We start from the raw sequence: 20,680 nt of genomic DNA, 5'->3' as shown, positions 1-20,680 counted from the left end.
AATGACTCAAAATAAAGATGAAATAGAACAAGTAAAAAGCAAGCCTCAAAATAATAGTTTTGATCAAAACGATTATGCCGAATTTGAGCAATATTTAAATGATATAGCTCACCCTATGTCTGAAAAACAAAATAATCAAAAAGAATTAATGAAGAATTGGAATGATGAAAATACGGAAGCACCGATTACACCAGTTGAAAAAGATGTGGAAAATACTACAGTAGAAATTCAGGAAAAAAACACCGAATATAAAATCCAGAATCATGAACCGATAATGTTAGAAAACGAAACATTGAATTTTGAGAAGCAAGAAGAAAAAAATGAAAACTTAGATGTTGAAAATGTTTCAGATCATCTAAATGCAATGACTTATCTAATCAATGGTCATGAATTTAAAAAATTTAATTTGGATGAAGAACAAGCAAAGTTGGTAGAGGCTTTTCTAAAACTCAACAAAGATGAGTCTAGAAATATAATAGAAGAAAATAATACGCCAACAGGGTTTTTACCTCCAGTCCAAGAAAATGAAGTTAGTGATCTAGATCGTGGTATTGAAATCGAAGGTGATGGACAAAAAGCCCAAATTAAAAATTATTCATTACTCCCAAATATGAATAATTTCTTTAAAAAAGATCGACTTCAAGACTCTCTTAATAGCTTAACTAATAATTTAGGGAGTAATCGAGATAATAATGCGATTGTAGAGAATACCTTTGATCAAACTAAACATACTATTAGTAATGATCATAAAGCACTTCAGAGTGCTGTAGCAGCACAATTAGCTGTAGAAAAAATGAATGATCTTATTGATTCACATAGAAATACTAGTGAAAGTATTGAAAAAATTTGGAAACGAGGAGTATTTGATGATTTTAAAGGTAGTTTGGTTGAGGACGCTAAAAATCAGAATGTGGATTTGAATAAAATTATTCGAGATATTAATGAAGGTAAAAATGAACCTAGACGTAAAGAGTTTCAGAATTTAATCACTAATCTTGAATACAACGATCCACTTGGGAAAAGTGACTTAATCGGAATGGTCAATTCTCAAAATGAGTTCATGCGTAAATCCAAGTCAGCTATGGATATGTTAAAAAATGATAATTTAGATCCAGATATGAAAAAAGAAATGTCATATAAACTTAAAGCTATGATTGAAAATCAAGAAAATATTTCATCTAAACTTCCTGACTTTGTGAATAATGAAGGAGAAAAAATTAAATTATCTGAGCAACTCAAGAAATTTGCCGAACAGCTTAAGGCTTCTCTGCAAGTTATTATTAACAGTATTAACAATAAATTTGGTGTAGGTCAATCTAATGACTCCCCTGCCCCATAATTTAAAGGAAGCTTACTATGTTTATTCATAAAGATGTTGGTTTTAATGAAGCTAATACATTTTTAGGATCTGTGGAATTGGAATGGTTGAAAACTATTTTTGAAAAACAAATTCTTCAATATTTGACAGAAGACTATGACGAGTTTTCCGATAAAATTGATATAAAAGGTACTCATAAAGGCTATTACTGCAATGCTGAATTAGTTCAACATTTAAATTATTGGACAGCCATTTTGTATTTTGGACAAGAAAGTGTTAAAGATTTACAAGAGCAATTCAAAATATTTGTAGAAATTACACAATCGTCATCAGAGCCAACCTATGAATTAAAAAATGCGTTTTTACGTGATGAACATTATCCACTTAGGTTGATTCCAACCGCACTTAGTAAAGTATTTAATACGAGTAGTTTTAATTGAATTAATGAACAAATAATATTAAAATCTAAAGTAATAAACAAATACTCTTGATGAGATTTGAGATAACAATGACTGAAATTCTACCTTGTAGTGTACGATATGATATCGACACTCTTTTAAGGTTTATATGCACTTATTCCCTTTATGATACTTCTGTGTCAGAACCTAGTATTGTCCAAAGTTTAGATAACTTCCCTAAATCTGTTCAATCATTTATTTTCCTTTTAGAATATTCACCAGAACAAAAAAAACTTAGTGGAATTAATATTACGTCTCTGACACCACTTATACGTGAAAGATTATTAAAAACATTAAGTCAGCTTATTCATCAGTTTAGAACGACTTCATTGGGTGAAGCAGATTTCAACATTGCTTATGATTTTTTGATTATTAGTCCTTTTAGCTACATTGTGTACTTTTTTAGAAATGTTGTTTCTATCGATCCGACACTAACACAGTTTGCAATAAATCCTGAACTTAATAAGTTTTTTGAATGGTTACTTGATACTAAAGCTGATCAAGTATTTCTTACTCGTCTTTTATATTTTATTAGACATTGGCAAACAGTATCGTTCTTTGAAAATTTAGATCAAATCACAGAATTATTAAAATTTGCCAAACACAATAATGTAACCCCATTTTTTAGTTAGGTGATAATATGAAAAAAGTTAAAAAAATTGAATCAAAAAATACTCTAACTTCTAGTAATAGTAATCCTAGATTACAACTTAGAGGTGTACTTGTTGGTTTGACGATTGGATTAGTTGGGGCTACATCAGTTAGCTCAATTGCATCAATGGGGGCAGGTGGTAATCCTAATCCAGAACCAATTAATCCAACAGCATTAACTACAGCACAAAATAACCTCAACTTATCTAACTCTACATCAACTGCGGTTACGAATAGTTACTCCAATACAGTGACCTCAAACATTCCGACTATTACTGCAACTCCAGTTGTTGCAGATAGCTCGGCTACAGAAGCTCAAGCTGCTGTAGATGCTGCAACTGTAGGGTGTGGTGATGCTGCTACTGAGGGATCTATTGCATGGACTCAACAAGAAGTTATTAAAAATCGTCAAATACTAAATACTGCACCAGTTGATGTTGATGCACTATTTAATGGAAGTTCAGGATCAGGATCAGGTTCTAACTGTTTTGCTGACATTACTAAATTAATTGATTTGTCAGTAGCGATTCCTGATTTTAGTGGTATGAAAGCTGCTGCTATTGCTGCGTTAAGGCAGTATGCTCAACGTAAAGTTTGTACGATGGTAAAAGAGGCTACAGAAAAAGCTTTAGCTCCTTTAAATAATGCAATTGAGATTATTAATAAGAACGGCACAATTGATTTAAATGGGGCTGTTAGTGGGTCAATATCTGGTGGTTTAAGTAAACTTGATCCAGAACTTGCAAACTTATATGAAACACAAGCACCTAAAGGTGAAAGTGTTAATTTATTTCCAGCAGGTTCTACTGATTTCTCTAACGATATTAATAAAGTACAAGACACTGTAAATAATGCTATTGGTTCTATAGGTGGAGGATCATCTCCTACGACTACAACCAATACAAATACAGGATCTTCAGTAGGAAATTCAGATACTACTTGGAACAACAGTAATCATTTAGGTAATCAAACTAAAAATTTAACTGAGAATGTTCAAGCTCAGACAAATAGTAATGCTCAGCAAAATACTGAAACTAAAACAAAGTCTTCATTATTTGAATCTATCTTTAATTAAAGGGGGTTCTTATGAACAAGTTATTTAATTTAGTTTTGATAGGCTCTTTGAGTATTAGTGTTAATACTCATGCACTTCAATCTGAACAGCAGTATTTTAAGATGACCCAAGATCTTAAAGGGGCTTACAGTGTTTTAACTCAACAGAAGTCAGTGAGTGCACAACAACAAGCACAATCAGCAATGAGTTCTAATCAAGCTTTAGCAACTGCTATTGGTGGGATCTATATGGCTGATCGTGTACTAAAATTCATAGTTGATGATGCAGGTCGTTTGGGAAGTAGTCAAACCACGACTTGTGAAGTTTTTTCAAATCAACAAGCAGAAAAAATCCAAATTTTGAAAGCTTCAATGTTAGCACGTGACATGGTTTCAAATTTTATGAAAGTGAATGTGAGTGATAAAGCAGAAGCAGAATTGGGTATGGTTGAACGACACAAGAATTACTGCACAATAAGTGAAGCCAATATGGGTTTATGTGCTGTAGTCCCGAATGGAATTCAAACAGGGGATACAAATTATGCACTGATTTTTAATAATTCAAAATTTCAGAATGATACGTTTAATGCAGCGACAGATTACATTGCAAATTTAGTTGATAAAAGATTTTCAACACAAGATATTTGTTCAAAACCTGAGTGTATGGCAAAACAAATTAATTATATAAATACAAACTCATCGAATAGTTTGGCTGCCTATGTATTAAGCAACCAAGTCACGCAACGAACTCCTTTGACACTTCTAGGGGGAGAATGATTAAATGAATAAAATAAAACTATTAGCCATATTATGTTCATCATTGTTTATTGCAAACGTTAACGCTACATCAGATGTTCTTTATGCAACCGTAAGTCCATATTTCTTTGCTCAAGTTCAAGCATTTAATACTCAAATGTCAACTGATTTTGCTACCACACAAGCTAGTTTGATCAATTCAATTCAAACCAATACTAGGGATATAACTTCTGCGATTGGTGTAACAGTTACTCAATCTAGTGCGGGTGCAACTCAAGTAATAGAGGCAAGAAAAACAGCTGCTCAAGCGTTATCTACAGCTTTTCAAGCAATTCAACAGCAAGATAAAGTAATTGACACTGTTCTTGATTATGGGTCAACAGGTCAAGGCTACAATACGTGTAATGTAATGTTGGGAAATTCAACACTTAGTAAAGGGAGTGAAGAATCACAAAAGCTTGCTGCAAAATTGGTAAATAATACCAGTACAGGAACAGGACGTTTGGCAACAAATTCAGACCAAGTTCAAAAAGAAACAATTCAACGTCATCGTGAATTATTTTGCACATCGGAAGAATCGAAAATGGGTCTGTGTACTGAAAGTAAATTAGCAGGTGGTGATACCAATGGTGCTTTACTTTTTCAACCTGTAGCTCTAAATAGTCTTGAAGCTGAAGCAAGACGTAGTTTAAGAGGAAATATTTTAGGTGCGCCAGATGTAGCAGTATCATCATCTAAAGGTATGACTCCACGTGGACAACAATTTTTATTTCAGTTGAATAGAAAAACAGCTTTACAAGCATTTCCTGCTTACTCATTAGCATCTATAGATGCTGCCAATCTACAAACAATCAAAAATGATAAAGGTGAAATGCGCTCTCCTAATCAAATGATCAATGATGTAATTGGAAGATATTATGGAAGTGAGGAAGCAAAAAAATGGCAAGCAACAATGTTAAATCAAAGTACACGTGGATTATTGGTGGAAATGGCTCGTCAAAAGGGTGCAAATATTTGGTTGCTTAATGAAGATTATGAGCGTGGATTGAGGATGGAGGGTAATTTAGCCTCTCTTTTATTAATCAGCACAGAAGAAAGTAAATCAGGTTTGGGTGCAAATTATCGGTCGCTTGTTGGACGTTAGGTGATTAAAATGAATAGAAAGACATTATTGTTAATTACGCTACTGAGCAGTACAAGTGTTGTAGCTTATGTTTGTCCTCCTGCAAATAGTCCAACATTGATAGCGGATTTTGAAAAGGGTTTTACCCAACTTAAAACAGCTTTCACCACTGGATTAAATACGCTAGATTCGTCTGTAAGTACTGCACTACAAATAGAAAAAGAAACTATTTTGGGAGCTATTGCCGTTCAAACTCAACAAGAAGCTGCCAATGCTGCCAATATCGCTCACGGTGATATGGAAATAGCCAAAGTTACAGCCAATGCAATAGGAGCAGTAAAACAATCAGAAAGAATTAAGGATACGGCACTTAACTTTAGTAGTGCAGGTCAAGGCTATAATCCTTGCTTGGTTTTAAATGAACGTAGAACAATAACTGAAACGGATGAAATGGATAAAAAAATTCGTGCAAATATGGTTTTTAAAAACATAACAGCAGGTACAGGTAAATTTGAAAGTCCAGTAGACGCACAAGCGAATGCTTTGGAAATTCATCATCAAAGATTTTGTACTGCTGATCAAGCAGCAGCAGGCTTATGTTTGTCAGTTGGTGACATGCAAGGAGCTAACTTACAAGCCTCTACCTTATTTGAATATTCATCATCTAAAGATGATTTTGCCTTAGCAAAAAATAGTTTTATTAATAATATGGTTGGATTGCCAGATGCACCGTTATCTAAAGAAGCTGCGAATACGCCACGTGGACAAGAATATATTCGGAAAAAATTAGAAAAGGATGCACTTATTAGTCCTGCTTTGAACTCATTGATGGCTATTCAATCTGAATATACTTCAAATCCGGAAGGTATTGAATCTGGTGCAAAAGTTAAACCAATTCGAGAACAATATCGAGAACAGGTTTCTAGATATTTAGGTCATGGGAGTGAATATCAGAACTGGAATAAAACTTTAGTGGGACAAACAGAACGTGGTGTAGTAATAGAAGTTTTAAAAGAAGGTGCTTTAGAACTTGCGCTTATGGGAAAAAAGCATGAGCAAAATGAAAGAATTGAATCAATGCTAGCAGCATTGGTAGCGAATGAAAACAATAAGGTTAATGGATTAAATAAAAAACCATTAGCAGGAACATCTAAAGACTAATAACTTTCATATATGAAAGTTTATAAAATTTAATATCAAGAAATCTTTCATATATGAAAGATTTCATGGAGACTTTATGAAGTGGTTAAGTTTAAAAGAATTTGGGTTAAAACTTGGATATCGAAACGCTACATCATATCGTCCAAAATTGGCTATAATAAATATAGAAGACAATGGACTTCTTCAAAAAAATATATCGGTAAATGAACTAGAAAATCAACTAAAAAAAATTGGATATAACCGTGTTAATTCAGCCGATGGCACACCAAAGTACGTTAAGACTGATGAAAAAATTCAACCCAAAGACTTTGTAAATTTTTTACCTGTAACTAACAATCATATAATTGATATTGAACCTGATGAAGCATTAGCAAAATTTAGTATTGAAAAGGAAGAATGGATTGATTTCGCAAAAATACAAAGTTATGAAAAGGGTTATTGGAAAGTAGATTCTGAATATCAAAATAAACTTTTTAATATAAATAAAACGGATGATTTATTTTTACAATTACATGAATTTGATACTGTTAAAAATGAAAAATTCATAGATTTAGGTTTTGAAAACCCTTTACCTGTAACAGAGCTTATGAAATATGGGTACGACAGTTCAATTTTGGGGGTAATTACTGCGAATAAAGATCGATTGATAGATTTAGGCATTCCTTTAGATAAGATTCAACCTGTATCACTTGAATTATCTTTACCTGTAATGGCTTTGAAAAATGAATCGATGCTTATTATAGATAAGATTAAAGGAGTACCAGAATTACTAGAGTACTCGCCAATTGGATGGAATCTTGCTGTAAAAGTACAAAATGCCAATGTAGAATTAGAGCAAAATTTTAGTAAATTTATTTCATATAATGAAAATTTATCAGAGGAAAAAGTCAAAGAATTATTTTCCGATCTTAACTCTTTTATGTTGAAAAATCATATCATTCTAGGATTGACTCCAGAATTAGAAGATTTAAAAATACATATTTTAAATATTGAGAAAAGTGAATATATAAAACAGTATTATGATGATGTAATTGGAAATTTAACTTTTTACAACAATAGCAATAGACTTAATACCGAAGTCATCAAACCGTATCAAGTCGAAGATGAATCTTTAAATATAAATAATGATGTTAATCAAAACAAAAGTGAGTTAATTTCAGAGGATATTAGTGAGTATGTTGTTCAGAAAGAACCGGAAAAACAATCTATTAATAATGAACGTATCGAAGACTTTGGTGAAGTAGTATACGGAGCAAAAAAACACCTTTATGTCAAAAGTATTGAAGATATTCGTAGCGAAATAGAAAGTGGTCGAGATCAAAACTATGATTTATTGATTGATAAATTTAAAAAAACAAATATTTGGAACTTTAATAAAGAAACCAAACCAGAACTAATAGATAAGTCAAATGAATTATTTTTTTTGAGCCAATCAATTTATAACTTATTACCGAACAGATTAAGTTTAAAATATATTGAAAGTAAACATCAATCAGATGTTATTGATTATTTGAAAGATTACACTAGGTTTATTGGTCATATTAAGGAGATAGTTCATGAAGGTATTGATAATCATGAGAGATATCCTATCTCGCAAATTCCTAATAAATTAATTGATTACTATAATGTTGTTAAACTTGATGCTCAACATCCACTACAATTTCAATTTGATGAATTAAACTCTGATCTTAGCAATAGTGATACATCTAATAAGAATATCTCAAATATCATCTATGGAACAAAAACGAGAGGTTCACCATTTTATAAGCTATTAGAAGAACTACAGAATATACGGGCAACTATATATAAAGGGTTACTAAATAAATTTAACCCTGAAATTGGAGATTTATTTTTAAGCCAGTTCATTGAATATTCTAAGACAGGAGGTAGAATTTCGGAACAAAATAGATTAAGAAAATTTGATTTACCAGATTATAAAAATTTACATCACGTATTTGAACGATCGCAGGAAGTGACAGGTGCAGATGGATTCTTAAATATGCTATTGGGCGAAGTTCAACTATTGCAAGATCAAGCCCATAAAGCCGTTAAAAAACTCATTTCTCAGAATGAAATTTTACCTTATAGTGAACTTGATCGTGAAAAGATAAGCTTTTTATCATATAGATTACAATTATTTAGGTTACTCAACGACAGTAATTTTAAAATTGATAATGATTTGAAAGTTTCAAATGAAGATCGAGAAAATGAAAGTGAAAATCTCAATGCAAGTACCAAATTTGAAAGGGAATTAAGAATAATAATTAAAGCTGATCAAGTTGATCGGTTGGATTTACGATATCCAGAAATTTTGCAGGATTTAACGCATCAACATTCGCAGAATTTTAGAGGCGATAAAGATATATCAATAGAGCAGTATGGGGAAGATATTGGCTTTCGGGCAGTCCAATTTGGAAATTGGGTAACTCAAAATGAAAGGCAAGAGCTATTAAATATCTCTTACGATGGTTTAAATGAATTAACAAAAGCCTTAAATATTGAGTTAAAAGACATATCTCTCGGAGGTGAATTAGCCATTGCTTTTGGTGCTAGAGGAAAAGCAGGGAAGGGGGCAGCAGCACATTATGAATCTAACAGTAAAATATTCAACTTAACTAAAAAGCATGGAGCAGGGGCAGTAGCACATGAATGGTTTCATGGTCTAGATCATTTTATGGCTGAACAATGTAAAGATGATTTAAAGAAACTAATATATAAATCAGGAAATATAAACTTAGTAGAAAGAAACTACTTTTTAACAGAATTAATGACAGATGTAGATTATAAGCAAAGCCATGTTGTAATAGATAATAATCCAATTCTTAAGTCCTTTTATGATTTGCAATTAAAACTTAATGGAAAAATGCAATCAGATGAAATCTTTTCAAATGAAGGTGTAGAACTGATTAAATCTAAATTTGATGAGATTATTAGCGATACTCAAACCAGAATATTTAAGCTTAAAGATCAAATTGTTAATGCACTTAAAAACAGTGGACAAGATAGGATTGCCAATTTAATAAATGACTTGGTGACTAAGAAAGTAAATACAGTAGAAAAGGTAAAAGATTTAGATTTTAAGCATCATTTAAATACAACAATGTTTACAAGTTCATTAGGTTTAAATAGAACAAATGTAGCAGGAGTATATCGTAGAACCAATAATGACTTAAATAAAGAGAATATACCGTTTGGTAGTTATACCATTTCTAACCCAATAACAGAAGAATATAACCGTCTTCCTAGAAATAGTGTTTTATTTGAATCAGAAAAAAATATACTTTTGCATTTAAGAATGCATAAAGTGGTTAAACAGCTTGAGAAAGATATACATACTTTAGTATTTCAAAATATTCAAAAGAAAATTATTCCAGATGTTATTAATATCTTAAAAAACGATAAGTTTACTGTATATACTGAACCTAAATATATTACTTTGAAAGGCTTTATAGATTATACAGATCAATTTTATACAATGTCTAAAACAAAAAAAGTTTCACCTGATTTCAATATAGATCTAATTTTTAACAAAAATAATTTCTCTAATGAAGCTAGGCGAATGGATTTAAAAGAGAATTCATATTGGTCAAGACCATGTGAAAAGTTTGCTAGATGTGGAGAAGCCTTTATAACAGATCTATTTAAAGAGCGTAATGTAAAAATGGGTTATATTGTGCAATGTATGGAAGATCCCAAAGGAAATAGAAAGGGTATAGTACCATCTGGTGTGGAAAGGCATGAAATATTAAAAGGTTACGAGGTTGTTTTTGATAAAATTCGAGAATACCTCCATGAACAAAAACTTCAAAAGCATTTGAAGCAATCTCAAAATGAAAATCATGCTCCTTCTATGGGATGAATAAGATGAATAAACTGAGTAAAATTAATAATACAAATAGTCAGCTACAAATATTGATACAAAGTTATTGTGATAAATTCTGCGAGAATAATACTTTTGAGTACTACGCAAACACTTTTGGATCTAATGATGCTGCTGAATATTTATATCCCTTGATTTGTTATTTTAGTGAATCAGAATTCTACTATTACTATAATAGAGAAGAAAAACTACAAACAAATCCATTGTTTAGGTTTGATGTAAATAATCTTAATAAGATATCAAGACCAGTAAGTGTCAGAGCTACAGATGCCCTATCTAAAATTTCATTTAGTTCAATTGCACCCTTTTTCATCTATTGGCTAAAAGTCATTGTCCAAAAATATCATAAACAAATGCATCTTATCTATCGCCATTATCCCCCAAATATTATTTTTAAAAATTGACACTTTAAATTTTTTAAAATACGATAAGAGTATAAAATTTAATTGAGTATCTGGCTATGATTACTACAAGCACTAACTCAGCTATGTTTGTCGGATCTGACAATTTAGGTACAAAAATTCGGAATATACAATCAAGCACAGATTTAAAAGAAAGTATTTTAGAAATATTATCATGTGTTTCTAAAAATGCAGAAAATCAATTCCTTACCAAAGGGGATGTTAAGCGAGGATATGTAATTAGTTTAGAAAACAACAATGTAATATCAATTACTACATTTTTACATAAAAGCTTAAATGAATGGTTTGAAATTTCCTGTTTCGTTGATTTTGAAGAAAATGAAGTTTACAAGACTATATCTACGGAAAAAGATCAAGATCTTTTTAATTTAGGTGATGACTTTGAGTTTTTGAAAGATGAAAAGGTCAGTTTGGCAGAATTTTTAAATTCTAAAGATATTTATTCACCAAGTAATTTTGAGCTTTTAATTGGAATCATAGTACAAACCTACTTTCCTAATGAGATTTACAATAGATACAGTTTAAAAGAAATTATAAGTTTCGCTGTAATTATGGCAAAATCATTTTATGACAATGCCTCAGTACCGAATATTACAATGAAAAATCTTTATTTGAATGCATTTAAAGATACACATTTTCTCGAAAACTGGATTTGTAATGAAAATGAACAAAGCCTAATGTTATCAAACTCTATGGAATTATTTTGGTAATGAATGAAGTACATTCAAATTTATTTGTTAAGAATTTTATAGTTGGATTATCAGCCCTAGAGTATAAGCAATATATTATATCTCATTCAGATATAATAAAATTGAACTATATTGATTATGAGACATTCTTTAGTCAAAATAAATTTAGATTACTTAGGTGCAATAATTCCATAGAACCTAATTTATCAATACCAGAACCCATTTCCTTGTTTTTTAATGAATCACTCTTAAATATAAAATTTATTAATGATTTAAAGCAAGAGTTAATTAATTATAAATGTCAAGATTTATTAAATTACAAGGACTCTAAAATTAATGTTTTATTAAATAATTTAAATGATCATATTGTTAAAATTAAATTTACGCCTAGTCAATCATATTATGAATATACACTTATTCAGATCCTAAATATTTTATCATTAATTATTGAAAATAATTATCCTATTAGTGATTTGATGAAATTCAATTATTTAGATAATTATTGTGTTCATGTCAAGGAAAATTAACATGTTTGAAGTATTACATACTGTAGAAGATTTTAAACAATTAGTCAGAGCAGAAGATTTTGTATTAATTAGAGGAATTAATTCAAGTTTAATATTAGGACAAGTTTCAATCGACACTACTTGTATTTATTTATCACTGACTGACTTAGAATTGAGTAGAACTGTTCCACACCCTAAACTACTTGTTATGCGTATTGGATCATTGAATGAAACATTAAAGAGATTTCCAAATTATTTTAATTCTATCTCTACGTTTATTGAAAAAAGCTCGGATAGCAATTTTAATAAATATAAGTTAGATAGCTTATTTACATTTAAAGCACTTTTTCATCTAATTAAAATCACTAATGATGAGAATAATTTTGAAGAACATGAAGTAACTCCTAATAAAATTAAGCAAGCCATAGAGTTGGCAGTTGAAGAAGAAATATTAATTTCTGATATGAATTATATGTTATCACAGTATATCTTCAATCGCCCAAGACAGGAAATGGAAATATCTGAATGATCCCTTTATTTGAAATAGAAGATTTAATACAAGTAAATGATGAAAACTCATATATAGGTTATTTAAACCTTCTATGTTCTAATGAAAAAAAATCGAATTTTAATGATTCATATTTGATTGATAGTAATGGATTACTTCATAAAATTTATCTACTAATTAAAAATAAGAAATATTACATCTTCCTGAAATATAGAAATTTTAACGAAGATTTAAACTCTATATGGGGAATTCATAACCTTATATTGTGTATATATTTACATGAGAATCGTTATAAGTTTGGTTCATACAGATGGGACATTTGTTCTAACAAGCCTAATCTAATTGTTCCATTCTATTTTAAAGAGAACAACATATATGAACTTGAACGATTTGGTTTAACTGTCAATCAGATTGATGATGATCAGATAATTAAAACTGAGGTTTTTTATGCAAACGTAAATTGTTTTAATTCATTGCTTGAAATATGGAACCAAAATGAATTAATTTCAGATTTTAATCACCCTTTTTTTAAGAATTTATATTTATTAATTTCTTGTTCTTATTTAGGCTTAGAGAATCATCTTCAAGCGGAATTCATCAATACAAATTTTAATGATAAAATTATTCCTACTTTAAATATTAACTTTGGAAATTTCTTAAATTTTATAGATAGCCAAATTTATAATTATGAAAATATTCAAACTAGTAAATCCATAAACATTCATGTAGATGTTCTTGATCTAAATAAAGACGAAGCTCTTTCATTTCAGTATGAGTCAAATTCTCTTGAAATTAAAACTACAGAACAAGAAAATACAATAAAAGAATCTGAACAGCAAATTATTGAATATCAATCACCTATCAATAGATTTGATACAGCATTTATTGTTGAGCAATCTAAATTAATTTATTTTATTGAAAAAACACCAAAATATTTAAAAATAGCCTCTACTTATTTTATTAAAACAATGCTTAATATTGAAAAGGTGAATGTAACAGATGGCTTTTTTACTCAGCTTTTTGACTTCATTAATATTAATGTCGAGCCAGTTAAAATTAAATTACAAAATTTACCTCTTGTTTATACACAATATGAGTTTGTTTTTTATACTTCGCTTATTTTGTCTAAGACATTCTTTTATAAATATTTAGCAGATCAATATTATCAAATTTTTTTGAGTGAACATAAATCTAATATTGAAGACACTTTATTGTTAGCAATTCGTTCTAATTATAAAAATTTACTTATTTACTTTAAAAGTGAAATTGAAAAGATAATAAAGACTAGCCCGAAATATTTTAAAGATATAACAGCAAATCAAATATGTTATTACTATTTTAAATTTTTTAGTTCATTTTTTATGAAAATATATTTTTATAGGGAAACGTTAACTACAAAAAAAATTATAGAATTTTATAATGAAGAAAATGACCGAATTAGAAATCTTGATCCAAGTTTTATATACTATTTGACGGAGAATATTCCCCATCAAATATATACAATTAAATCTTAAAAGAAATTATTAAAATCTTGTCCATTTGTTTGCTCGTTTTGAGAAGGTTCCGATTGATAAGATTGTGTGGGGGCTGTAGAGTTAAGACTTTTTATTTCTTCAATGATTTTCTGTTGAATAGGGCTGATTTGCTGATTTATATTACTTTCATTTTCAATTTTTTGATTAAAATTATATGAAGGCATACTCATTGTATGAATAAGCTCTTGAGACTTGGAAGGATAACTACTTGAAAAGAAGTTATGGGCTATTTCGTTTAATATTTTAGAGTTTAATTTAGGTTCATTAATTACACTTTGTTTAACAACTTCAGGTAATCCTAATCTGTTAAAAATATTCCCTAATGCTTTACGATGATCTTGAATTTCAGGTAATTCTAGTTTTGATGATTTATGAAGACCATTAAGTAAAGGGCTTTCATTTAACATACCAGTTAAAGGTAATATACGGCTACAAGATATATTTTTGTTACTCATAATAAATTCCTCTTTAATGCCGATTAACGGTCATTACTATGGACTAAAAGTATTTTCTACAGTTGATTGTAATACGACTTTTCTATTATTTGTATCAGCTTTATCCAATTCACGTTGTTTGTTTACAATTTGAATTTCAACACCTAATTTTTTTTCTTCAGGTACAAATTGTAAGACGTTCTCTTTCATAGATCGTGAGAGTTCAATTTTCACAGATCTTTCACAGTTCAGATTTTTAATGCATTGCAATGTTTTAGTTAGAGATTGATCATTTAGTTGAGTTAAATCAGGATTGTTTTTAAAACTATTAATAGTTTCGAGAACTAAATTATTGACTTCATTTAATGCTGTTCTTTCTCTTTTTAAGTTTACTAATACTTTATCATTTATTATTTGATGTTTTACAGCCACAGAATCATTGTCAAAACCATCTAAACCATGTTGAATTCTATGTTCTAATATTAAGTTTAATTTACTATCTGGGTTAGATTTAATAGCGTAATTTAATATTTGATTTGCTTGCATTTTATCTAAACGATCGGTTTGCTGCATATCAACAATTGAAGCCAGTAAGTTTGTGTAAGATTTAGTGCTACAGTACATACTTACATCCTCCTTTACTGCCAGAAAAATAAAAAATAAAACTTAACATTAACTTTTACTATTAAACACTACATCTACATTTCTATCAATAAATTCTATTCAATTATTCATCAGTGTACTTAACTAAATATGTTAAATGTGTCTAAAAAACACACACACAAATAATTTTTAAAAATTGTGTATTACAAAAAAATAAATTAAAATTATAAAGGTCAAAGAATCAACAATAATTTGATAACTTAGATATGACATAACAAGATAGTTGAACTACTTGTTTGAACCTAGACAATTTTATTTGCTAGGAATAAAAGGATAACATGAATGAGTATATTTTGTCCCATTGCTTCCGATAGCACCTGCCAAAATGATAAAGCCGTTGAATTGCTAGGTGATATTTTTGGTAAAACTTTCATTAACGCCTTTGTAAATGGAAATTCTGCTGCTGCAACACCACCTCCAGCAGGCGATTTAGTGCCTGTTCTTTTCGGTGCTTTAGGTCACATGGCTTTAGTTTTCGCCGCTTTCTTATTTCTGGTTTTGATATTTAATTCTGTTCTACATACTGCTCAAGATGGTGAGGTATTTGGTCAGGGTTCAAAAAAGGGAACAGTAATCATACGCTTCGTTACGGCAGTTATTTTTCTCATGCCAACTGCCTCAATGTATAGTGTAGTCAATGTACTACTAATAATGATTGTTTTAGCATCTAATGGTATTACAAATAAAGCAAATCATGAAATTTTAAAAACCCAACTTCAAAATCCGTCAATGTCATATCAGTCTATTCAAAACAATGATACTTATGGCTATAGAGCGTATTCTATTCAAAAATTAAGACAGTACCATTGTGTCAATGTACTAAATTCTAATTATGCAGCAGAAGGGGTCAAGGTTGGAGATAAAATATATGCCGATGGTAGTATTTCATACAAACAGGAAATAGGAGGAGAACTTATATATCGTGGTGAGTTTGTTGATAATGCAAAAATTATTGATATTGGTATGTTTGGTGCTATATGTGGAACGTCTGATTATATTGTGACTAGTAATTCTGGTTTAGGACTAAATATTAAGTATTTAACGCAGCCACAAGATTCTATTGAATATAAAAATTTTAAAAACCAGTTAATGCTTCAAGTACAATTTTTAAAATTACAAGGTGTCAGTCGCTTAAATACTCAACTTCAACAATTTTCTTTAACTCTGCCGTATATTGGAACGGATCCAACCGCTTTTGGATCAAAATTTAAAGCAGCATTTGACAATAAAGCATTAGATAAAATTATCCAAGATGAAATTAATCGTACTGATAATGAAATCGCAAATTATTTGTTATCTCAAAAAAATTCGTTTGTGAGTAAAACAGTAGATCATTTTGCACAACGTGGTTGGACACAAGTTGCTTATTCAAAACAAACGATGGCACAAATACAAAAAGATATTAATGAAGCCAAAACAAAAGTGAGTTATAGAGGTACAAATCCCGATTTAATTTCATTGAAAGTAGATGGTAGTAGTGGTGAAAAAGAAAAGGTTATGTATAACCTAATTGTCACTCAAATGGATAGTGCAATTAATAACTATATGCGTGAGCCTTATGTAGCAAATAAGTTAACTGAGAATGACCTTAAAAATGTTGTACCAGAAGATTTATCTAATGAAGATGTTTCTTTTAAAAGAATTGCAGCCGATGTTGAAGATGCAAATACCAACATGGTAATGAATGCAATGAAATTATTTATTAATGGCTTTACTGGAACAGATGAAAATAGTGCAAATAAAGCCATTAAAGTTGATGCTTTAACTCGTATGCAAACCACTGGAAATATGTTGTATGCAAGTTTAACAGTAATGGAATCGGCTATAACTGGCTTACGTGTTGTTTTATCTGTGGGAGGAGCAGGAGCAGCAATTATTTCTGATAATGCAGGTTCAGCAGCTTCAATTGCGATTGGTTTAGTCGATTATTTAGCAGGTAAATTTGCTAAGCTTTTTGTTTTAGGTAAACTCGTTGCCATTTATTTAGCTGTAATAATTCCAACATTACCTTATGTATTTTTCTTAATGGCAGTTATTGGTTGGTTACTTCATATACTACAAGCAATGGTCGGATTGATTTTATGGTCAGTCATGCACATGATCCCAGAACGTAGTTTTGTTGGGAGCCAGATGCAAGGGTATTTAACTGTCATAGCCTTGTTCTTTAGACCGATGCTGATTTTAATGGGATTCTATCTCGCTTATGTATTATCGGATCCAGTTTTAACATTTACGACTAGTATGTTCTTTAGCATTATGGGAGCAGTCCAATTTACATCGATGGGATTTGTTGCTGCGGTAATGCAGTTCTTCTTACTTATGGCTTGGGTGTTCTTGTACTGTTCAATTTTAGTTCCGATTATATTTTTAATATTTGGTTTACCTTCCTCGTTAGCTGATACTGTAATCGCATGGCTTGGTACGAATTTATCTAGATCATTAGGTGAAACTAATCTCGCTCAGGGGGTAGGAAGTGCAGGTGGTAAGGCTGCTGATTATTATGGATCTACACCTAAAGACAATGGAGGCGGTGAGGGTGGCTCTGGTGGCGGTGGGAAAGGAGGTTTTGGAAGTGGCGATGGTACTGTTTTAACTAAACGCTCAAATAGTACTTCTAAGGCTTCGGGATCTCAAGTAGGACTACCAGATGCTATGTCTAAATCTGGTGCTTCAGCTAGTGGCGGTCAGGCTGCACAAGCTTCACTTGCTGCGAAAAAAGGCGCAGCAGCAGGTGGCTTGATAGGTGCAGGTGTTGCGTATGGTGCAACGAAAGGTATTCAAGCAGTACAAAATTTGAATAGTTCTCTTAGCAATAAGATGGGATCGTTTGGGCGTGGTGCAAATATGTTTAAGCCTAAGCCAACAAATTTAAGTAAGATGAATTTTACCAAAACCGATGGGAACAGCCATGTCAAAGCTCCAATGATGCCAAACTTGGGGAATGCTGCAAAACCTAAATCTAATCAAAATAATGATTCAGAAAACCCTAAAAAACCACAAAATTGATGTATAAAAAAAAGCCATCTTTATGATGGCTTTTTTTTAACAACTATTTATAAATTTGAAAATTTAGATTTATAGTCTGTGACCATAGCATCAAGACGTTCAACATTAGCATTAGAAATCTGCAAGCTATCATATACTTTGTGGTATTTCTGTTTATAAAAATTTAACTCTGCTTTCAAAGCACTAATTTCTTCTTCCATTTCATCAATATAAGATTGTGAGTACAAAACTTCATGTTTTTGGGTATTTTGAGTTTGTTGAGGAAACCATGATTGACGGAACTTTTTATAAGTTAGGGCATTGTTACGATGAACATAATCAAAATAAGATCTTTCATTTTCTTTAAGCACAGAAGGTCGAAACATCCCTTGATCTAGACCGCCTTCACTATAAGGAATACCACTCATATTGATCTCCTTTTATACTTTTAATTTATCTTAAAATCATTATAAGTTGAATGAGTTAATATTCAATAGCAAAAGTGTAGTAGTTTTTTAAAAAATAGATATATGCAAAAAATTAAAGAAATAACAATTTAACTTGCATATTTATAAGGTTTAGATGAAAATTGAGCAAATAACTAATTTCAGATGGTTTACCACTGAATATAATGTATTAGGGTCTAGAATGAATATATTAAATTCTAAAAGATTATTTTTAGCTATATCCATATTAGTTGCCTTGACTAATTATACTGCATCAGCAAAAGATCTAGCATTTGAATACAATCAACCAAGTGGTAATTCTGGTAAACCAAGTAATTTAAAAATCGGTGAAATGCCATTAGCAGGTAATTTACTTGCAACTACTCGATATGGTTCATATCGCACGAATGATAAAGGTCAAGGTCGTCCACATGCAGGTATTGATATAGTACCCTCCAATGGCGGTACAAAACTGCTTGCAATAGCAGATGGTGTAGTAGTCAGTAATGGATGGATGAGTGGAGGTGGTAACTATATTCGGGTCAAAAGATCAGACAATAACGATGTTTATCAATATCTACATTTAGCGAATAAATCTCCTATAAAAGTAGGAACCCCTGTTAAAACTGGTGATGTTCTTGGAACAATGGGTAATACTGGGATTTCGTATGGAGCGCATTTACACTTAGATTATGGTATTCCTCTAAAAGAGGGTACACGTGCGAGAAATGCGTTTTTAGGTAATGGTAACGCAGGTGCAAATGCCAATCCCTTTAAAGGTATACAGACAGTTAATAAAGGTTTAAATGCTTTAACTGGTTATTACCCTACAGATCCAACACCTTATTTAAAAGACGATATTGTTGTAAGAGATCCTAGATATAGAAATTTTTTAGGTTCTACGATTCGTCAACAATTTAATATTTTGTATGGGGCAAATTTACCAGTTGGTAGAGGTGCAACACAACCTAAAATCACTGGACTTAAATTTCAATTACCTCAAGGTTACGGTGCATCAGATGAGCAGTTAGCTAAAGTTAATGAATCTGTGATAAATGCGAGAGAAGAAGCTTTAGCTAACGGTGAAATTACTGAGGATCAAGCTTATAGTCCAGAAGTATCTTATAGAGAACTTGAAGACATATTTAAAGATACTGGTCAGATCGGTGAACCTGAGCCAATCAAGCTAGATGTTGGGGATGACAAATCTGTTAAAGGTTATTTGAATGATTTAGCTTTCAAGCGGTTTGCATCATCGGGTTGGGCGCAGGATATAGTTAAAGCCTCTAATCGATCATTATGGGTTGAGTTTTTAAATATGGAAGTTGCAAAAAACCATATTAAAACTGAACTAATGGCACAAAATGAACGTATTGAATCCTTACTTGCTTCGTATGCTGTAGCAAAAGCTAGATTTATGCAAGGTAAGATTGAGGCATTGAGACAAGCCATAGATGCAGGAAAAGGCATGGCAATGATCTCACGCTTAGAGCTTGCTGACTTACCGCCTACGGCATCAGATCATGAGGTTATTAATGCTGTCTCTACGAAACGAACAGGTAGATTCTCACTAAATGATGAACAAAAGCGTGAAATAATACGTGTTTCTAAAGCAATTGGTGTAAACCCAAATGATTTAGCTGCTGCTATTAGTTATGAGACTATTTCCACTTTTAGTCCGAAAATTCGTAATCCAGATAGTTCTGGTACTGGTTTAATTCAGTTTATGCAATATACAGATGGTACTGGAAAAACTAAAAATCAGCCTGAACATACTTGGGATTATTGGGGGATGACTCGAACACAGTTTGGAAATTTAAGCTTTACTCAACAAATGGTATATGTTGAAAAATATTTCAAAGATCGTGGTTTTAAAGAATCTAAGCAATCTAGTTTAGCTCAAATTTACGCTGCGATTATGGGAGTACCAAAGAATGGTTGGGTATATTCAGATACGACAAAAGAAATATTTGAGAAAAATCCTTCATGGAATCCTGATAAGAATAATATTATTACTATCGGTGAAGTAGTCGCATCGCCAAAATTTAAAGCACATCAACGTATTTATTTTCCAGAATTCCATAAGGAGTAA

At 31.0% G+C, this 20,680-nt stretch carries 17 protein-coding genes; 14 read left to right on the top strand and 3 right to left on the bottom strand.

Features of this window, described 5'->3' with window-relative positions; all coding sequences use genetic code 11:
* Position 1: 1 nt before the first annotated feature.
* The 12 genes from HUS24_RS16190 to HUS24_RS16135 all read left to right on the top strand — a co-directional run bounded on the left by HUS24_RS16190 (position 2) and on the right by HUS24_RS16135 (position 14,039).
* Positions 2-1,339: a hypothetical protein gene (locus HUS24_RS16190; protein ID WP_173912988.1), complete on the top strand. Its 1,338-nt coding sequence runs from the start codon at positions 2-4 to the stop codon at positions 1,337-1,339.
* Between the two features lie 17 nt (positions 1,340-1,356).
* Positions 1,357-1,758 carry a hypothetical protein gene (locus HUS24_RS16185; protein ID WP_173912987.1) on the top strand — a complete coding sequence of 134 codons (402 nt, stop codon included), beginning with the start codon at positions 1,357-1,359 and terminating at the stop codon, positions 1,756-1,758.
* A 155-nt stretch (positions 1,759-1,913) separates the two neighbouring features.
* The gene (locus HUS24_RS16180; protein ID WP_173912986.1) at positions 1,914-2,408 is read left to right on the top strand and encodes a hypothetical protein; all 495 of its coding nucleotides are present in this window, start codon (positions 1,914-1,916) and stop codon (positions 2,406-2,408) included.
* Positions 2,409-2,416: 8 nt separating this feature from the next.
* Positions 2,417-3,502 carry a hypothetical protein gene (locus HUS24_RS16175; protein ID WP_173912985.1) on the top strand — a complete coding sequence of 362 codons (1,086 nt, stop codon included), beginning with the start codon at positions 2,417-2,419 and terminating at the stop codon, positions 3,500-3,502.
* An 11-nt stretch (positions 3,503-3,513) separates the two neighbouring features.
* On the top strand, positions 3,514-4,257 hold the full coding sequence (locus tag HUS24_RS16170) for a hypothetical protein (protein ID WP_173912984.1): 744 nt from the start codon (positions 3,514-3,516) through the stop codon (positions 4,255-4,257).
* A gap of 4 nt (positions 4,258-4,261) precedes the next feature.
* Positions 4,262-5,380 (top strand): hypothetical protein, encoded by a 1,119-nt coding sequence (locus HUS24_RS16165; protein ID WP_173912983.1) that lies wholly within the window; start codon positions 4,262-4,264, stop codon positions 5,378-5,380.
* A 9-nt stretch (positions 5,381-5,389) separates the two neighbouring features.
* Positions 5,390-6,520, top strand: a complete 1,131-nt coding sequence (locus tag HUS24_RS16160; RefSeq protein ID WP_173912982.1) for a hypothetical protein — start codon at positions 5,390-5,392, stop codon at positions 6,518-6,520.
* 76 nt (positions 6,521-6,596) lie between these two features.
* Positions 6,597-10,379 (top strand): LPD1 domain-containing protein, encoded by a 3,783-nt coding sequence (locus tag HUS24_RS16155; protein WP_173912981.1) that lies wholly within the window; start codon positions 6,597-6,599, stop codon positions 10,377-10,379.
* A gap of 481 nt (positions 10,380-10,860) precedes the next feature.
* On the top strand, positions 10,861-11,532 hold the full coding sequence (locus tag HUS24_RS16150) for a hypothetical protein (protein WP_173912980.1): 672 nt from the start codon (positions 10,861-10,863) through the stop codon (positions 11,530-11,532).
* Entirely contained in the window at positions 11,532-12,038 is a 507-nt protein-coding gene (locus tag HUS24_RS16145) for a hypothetical protein (RefSeq protein WP_173912979.1), read from the top strand. The genes HUS24_RS16150 and HUS24_RS16145 overlap by 1 nt, the downstream gene beginning before the upstream one ends.
* Position 12,039: 1 nt before the next feature.
* Positions 12,040-12,546, top strand: a complete 507-nt coding sequence (locus HUS24_RS16140; protein WP_173912978.1) for a hypothetical protein — start codon at positions 12,040-12,042, stop codon at positions 12,544-12,546.
* Positions 12,543-14,039: a hypothetical protein gene (locus HUS24_RS16135; RefSeq protein ID WP_173912977.1), complete on the top strand. Its 1,497-nt coding sequence runs from the start codon at positions 12,543-12,545 to the stop codon at positions 14,037-14,039. The genes HUS24_RS16140 and HUS24_RS16135 overlap by 4 nt, the downstream gene beginning before the upstream one ends.
* On the opposite strand, the gene HUS24_RS16130 is transcribed toward HUS24_RS16135, so the two are convergent.
* Together HUS24_RS16130 and HUS24_RS16125 are read right to left on the bottom strand one after the other, a co-directional pair.
* Positions 14,036-14,515 (bottom strand): hypothetical protein, encoded by a 480-nt coding sequence (locus HUS24_RS16130; RefSeq protein ID WP_254433888.1) that lies wholly within the window; start codon positions 14,513-14,515, stop codon positions 14,036-14,038. The two genes, HUS24_RS16135 and HUS24_RS16130, sit on opposite strands and share 4 nt — an antisense overlap.
* A gap of 36 nt (positions 14,516-14,551) precedes the next feature.
* Positions 14,552-15,118, bottom strand: a complete 567-nt coding sequence (locus HUS24_RS16125; RefSeq protein WP_173912976.1) for a hypothetical protein — start codon at positions 15,116-15,118, stop codon at positions 14,552-14,554.
* 321 nt (positions 15,119-15,439) lie between these two features.
* On the opposite strand from HUS24_RS16125, the gene HUS24_RS16120 reads away from it, so the two are divergent.
* Positions 15,440-18,163, top strand: coding sequence for a DotA/TraY family protein (locus HUS24_RS16120; RefSeq protein WP_173912975.1), 2,724 nt, complete (start codon positions 15,440-15,442; stop codon positions 18,161-18,163).
* A gap of 47 nt (positions 18,164-18,210) precedes the next feature.
* Here the strand turns inward: HUS24_RS16120 and HUS24_RS16115 are convergent, their stop codons facing one another.
* Entirely contained in the window at positions 18,211-18,570 is a 360-nt protein-coding gene (locus HUS24_RS16115) for a hypothetical protein (RefSeq protein ID WP_173912974.1), read from the bottom strand.
* 220 nt (positions 18,571-18,790) lie between these two features.
* On the opposite strand from HUS24_RS16115, the gene HUS24_RS16110 reads away from it, so the two are divergent.
* Positions 18,791-20,680: a M23 family metallopeptidase gene (locus HUS24_RS16110; protein ID WP_173912973.1), complete on the top strand. Its 1,890-nt coding sequence runs from the start codon at positions 18,791-18,793 to the stop codon at positions 20,678-20,680.

Source organism: Acinetobacter sp. Marseille-Q1618 (assembly GCF_902809855.1).
Lineage (GTDB): Bacteria > Pseudomonadota > Gammaproteobacteria > Pseudomonadales > Moraxellaceae > Acinetobacter.
This window is presented reverse-complemented; position numbering and strand designations above follow the sequence as displayed.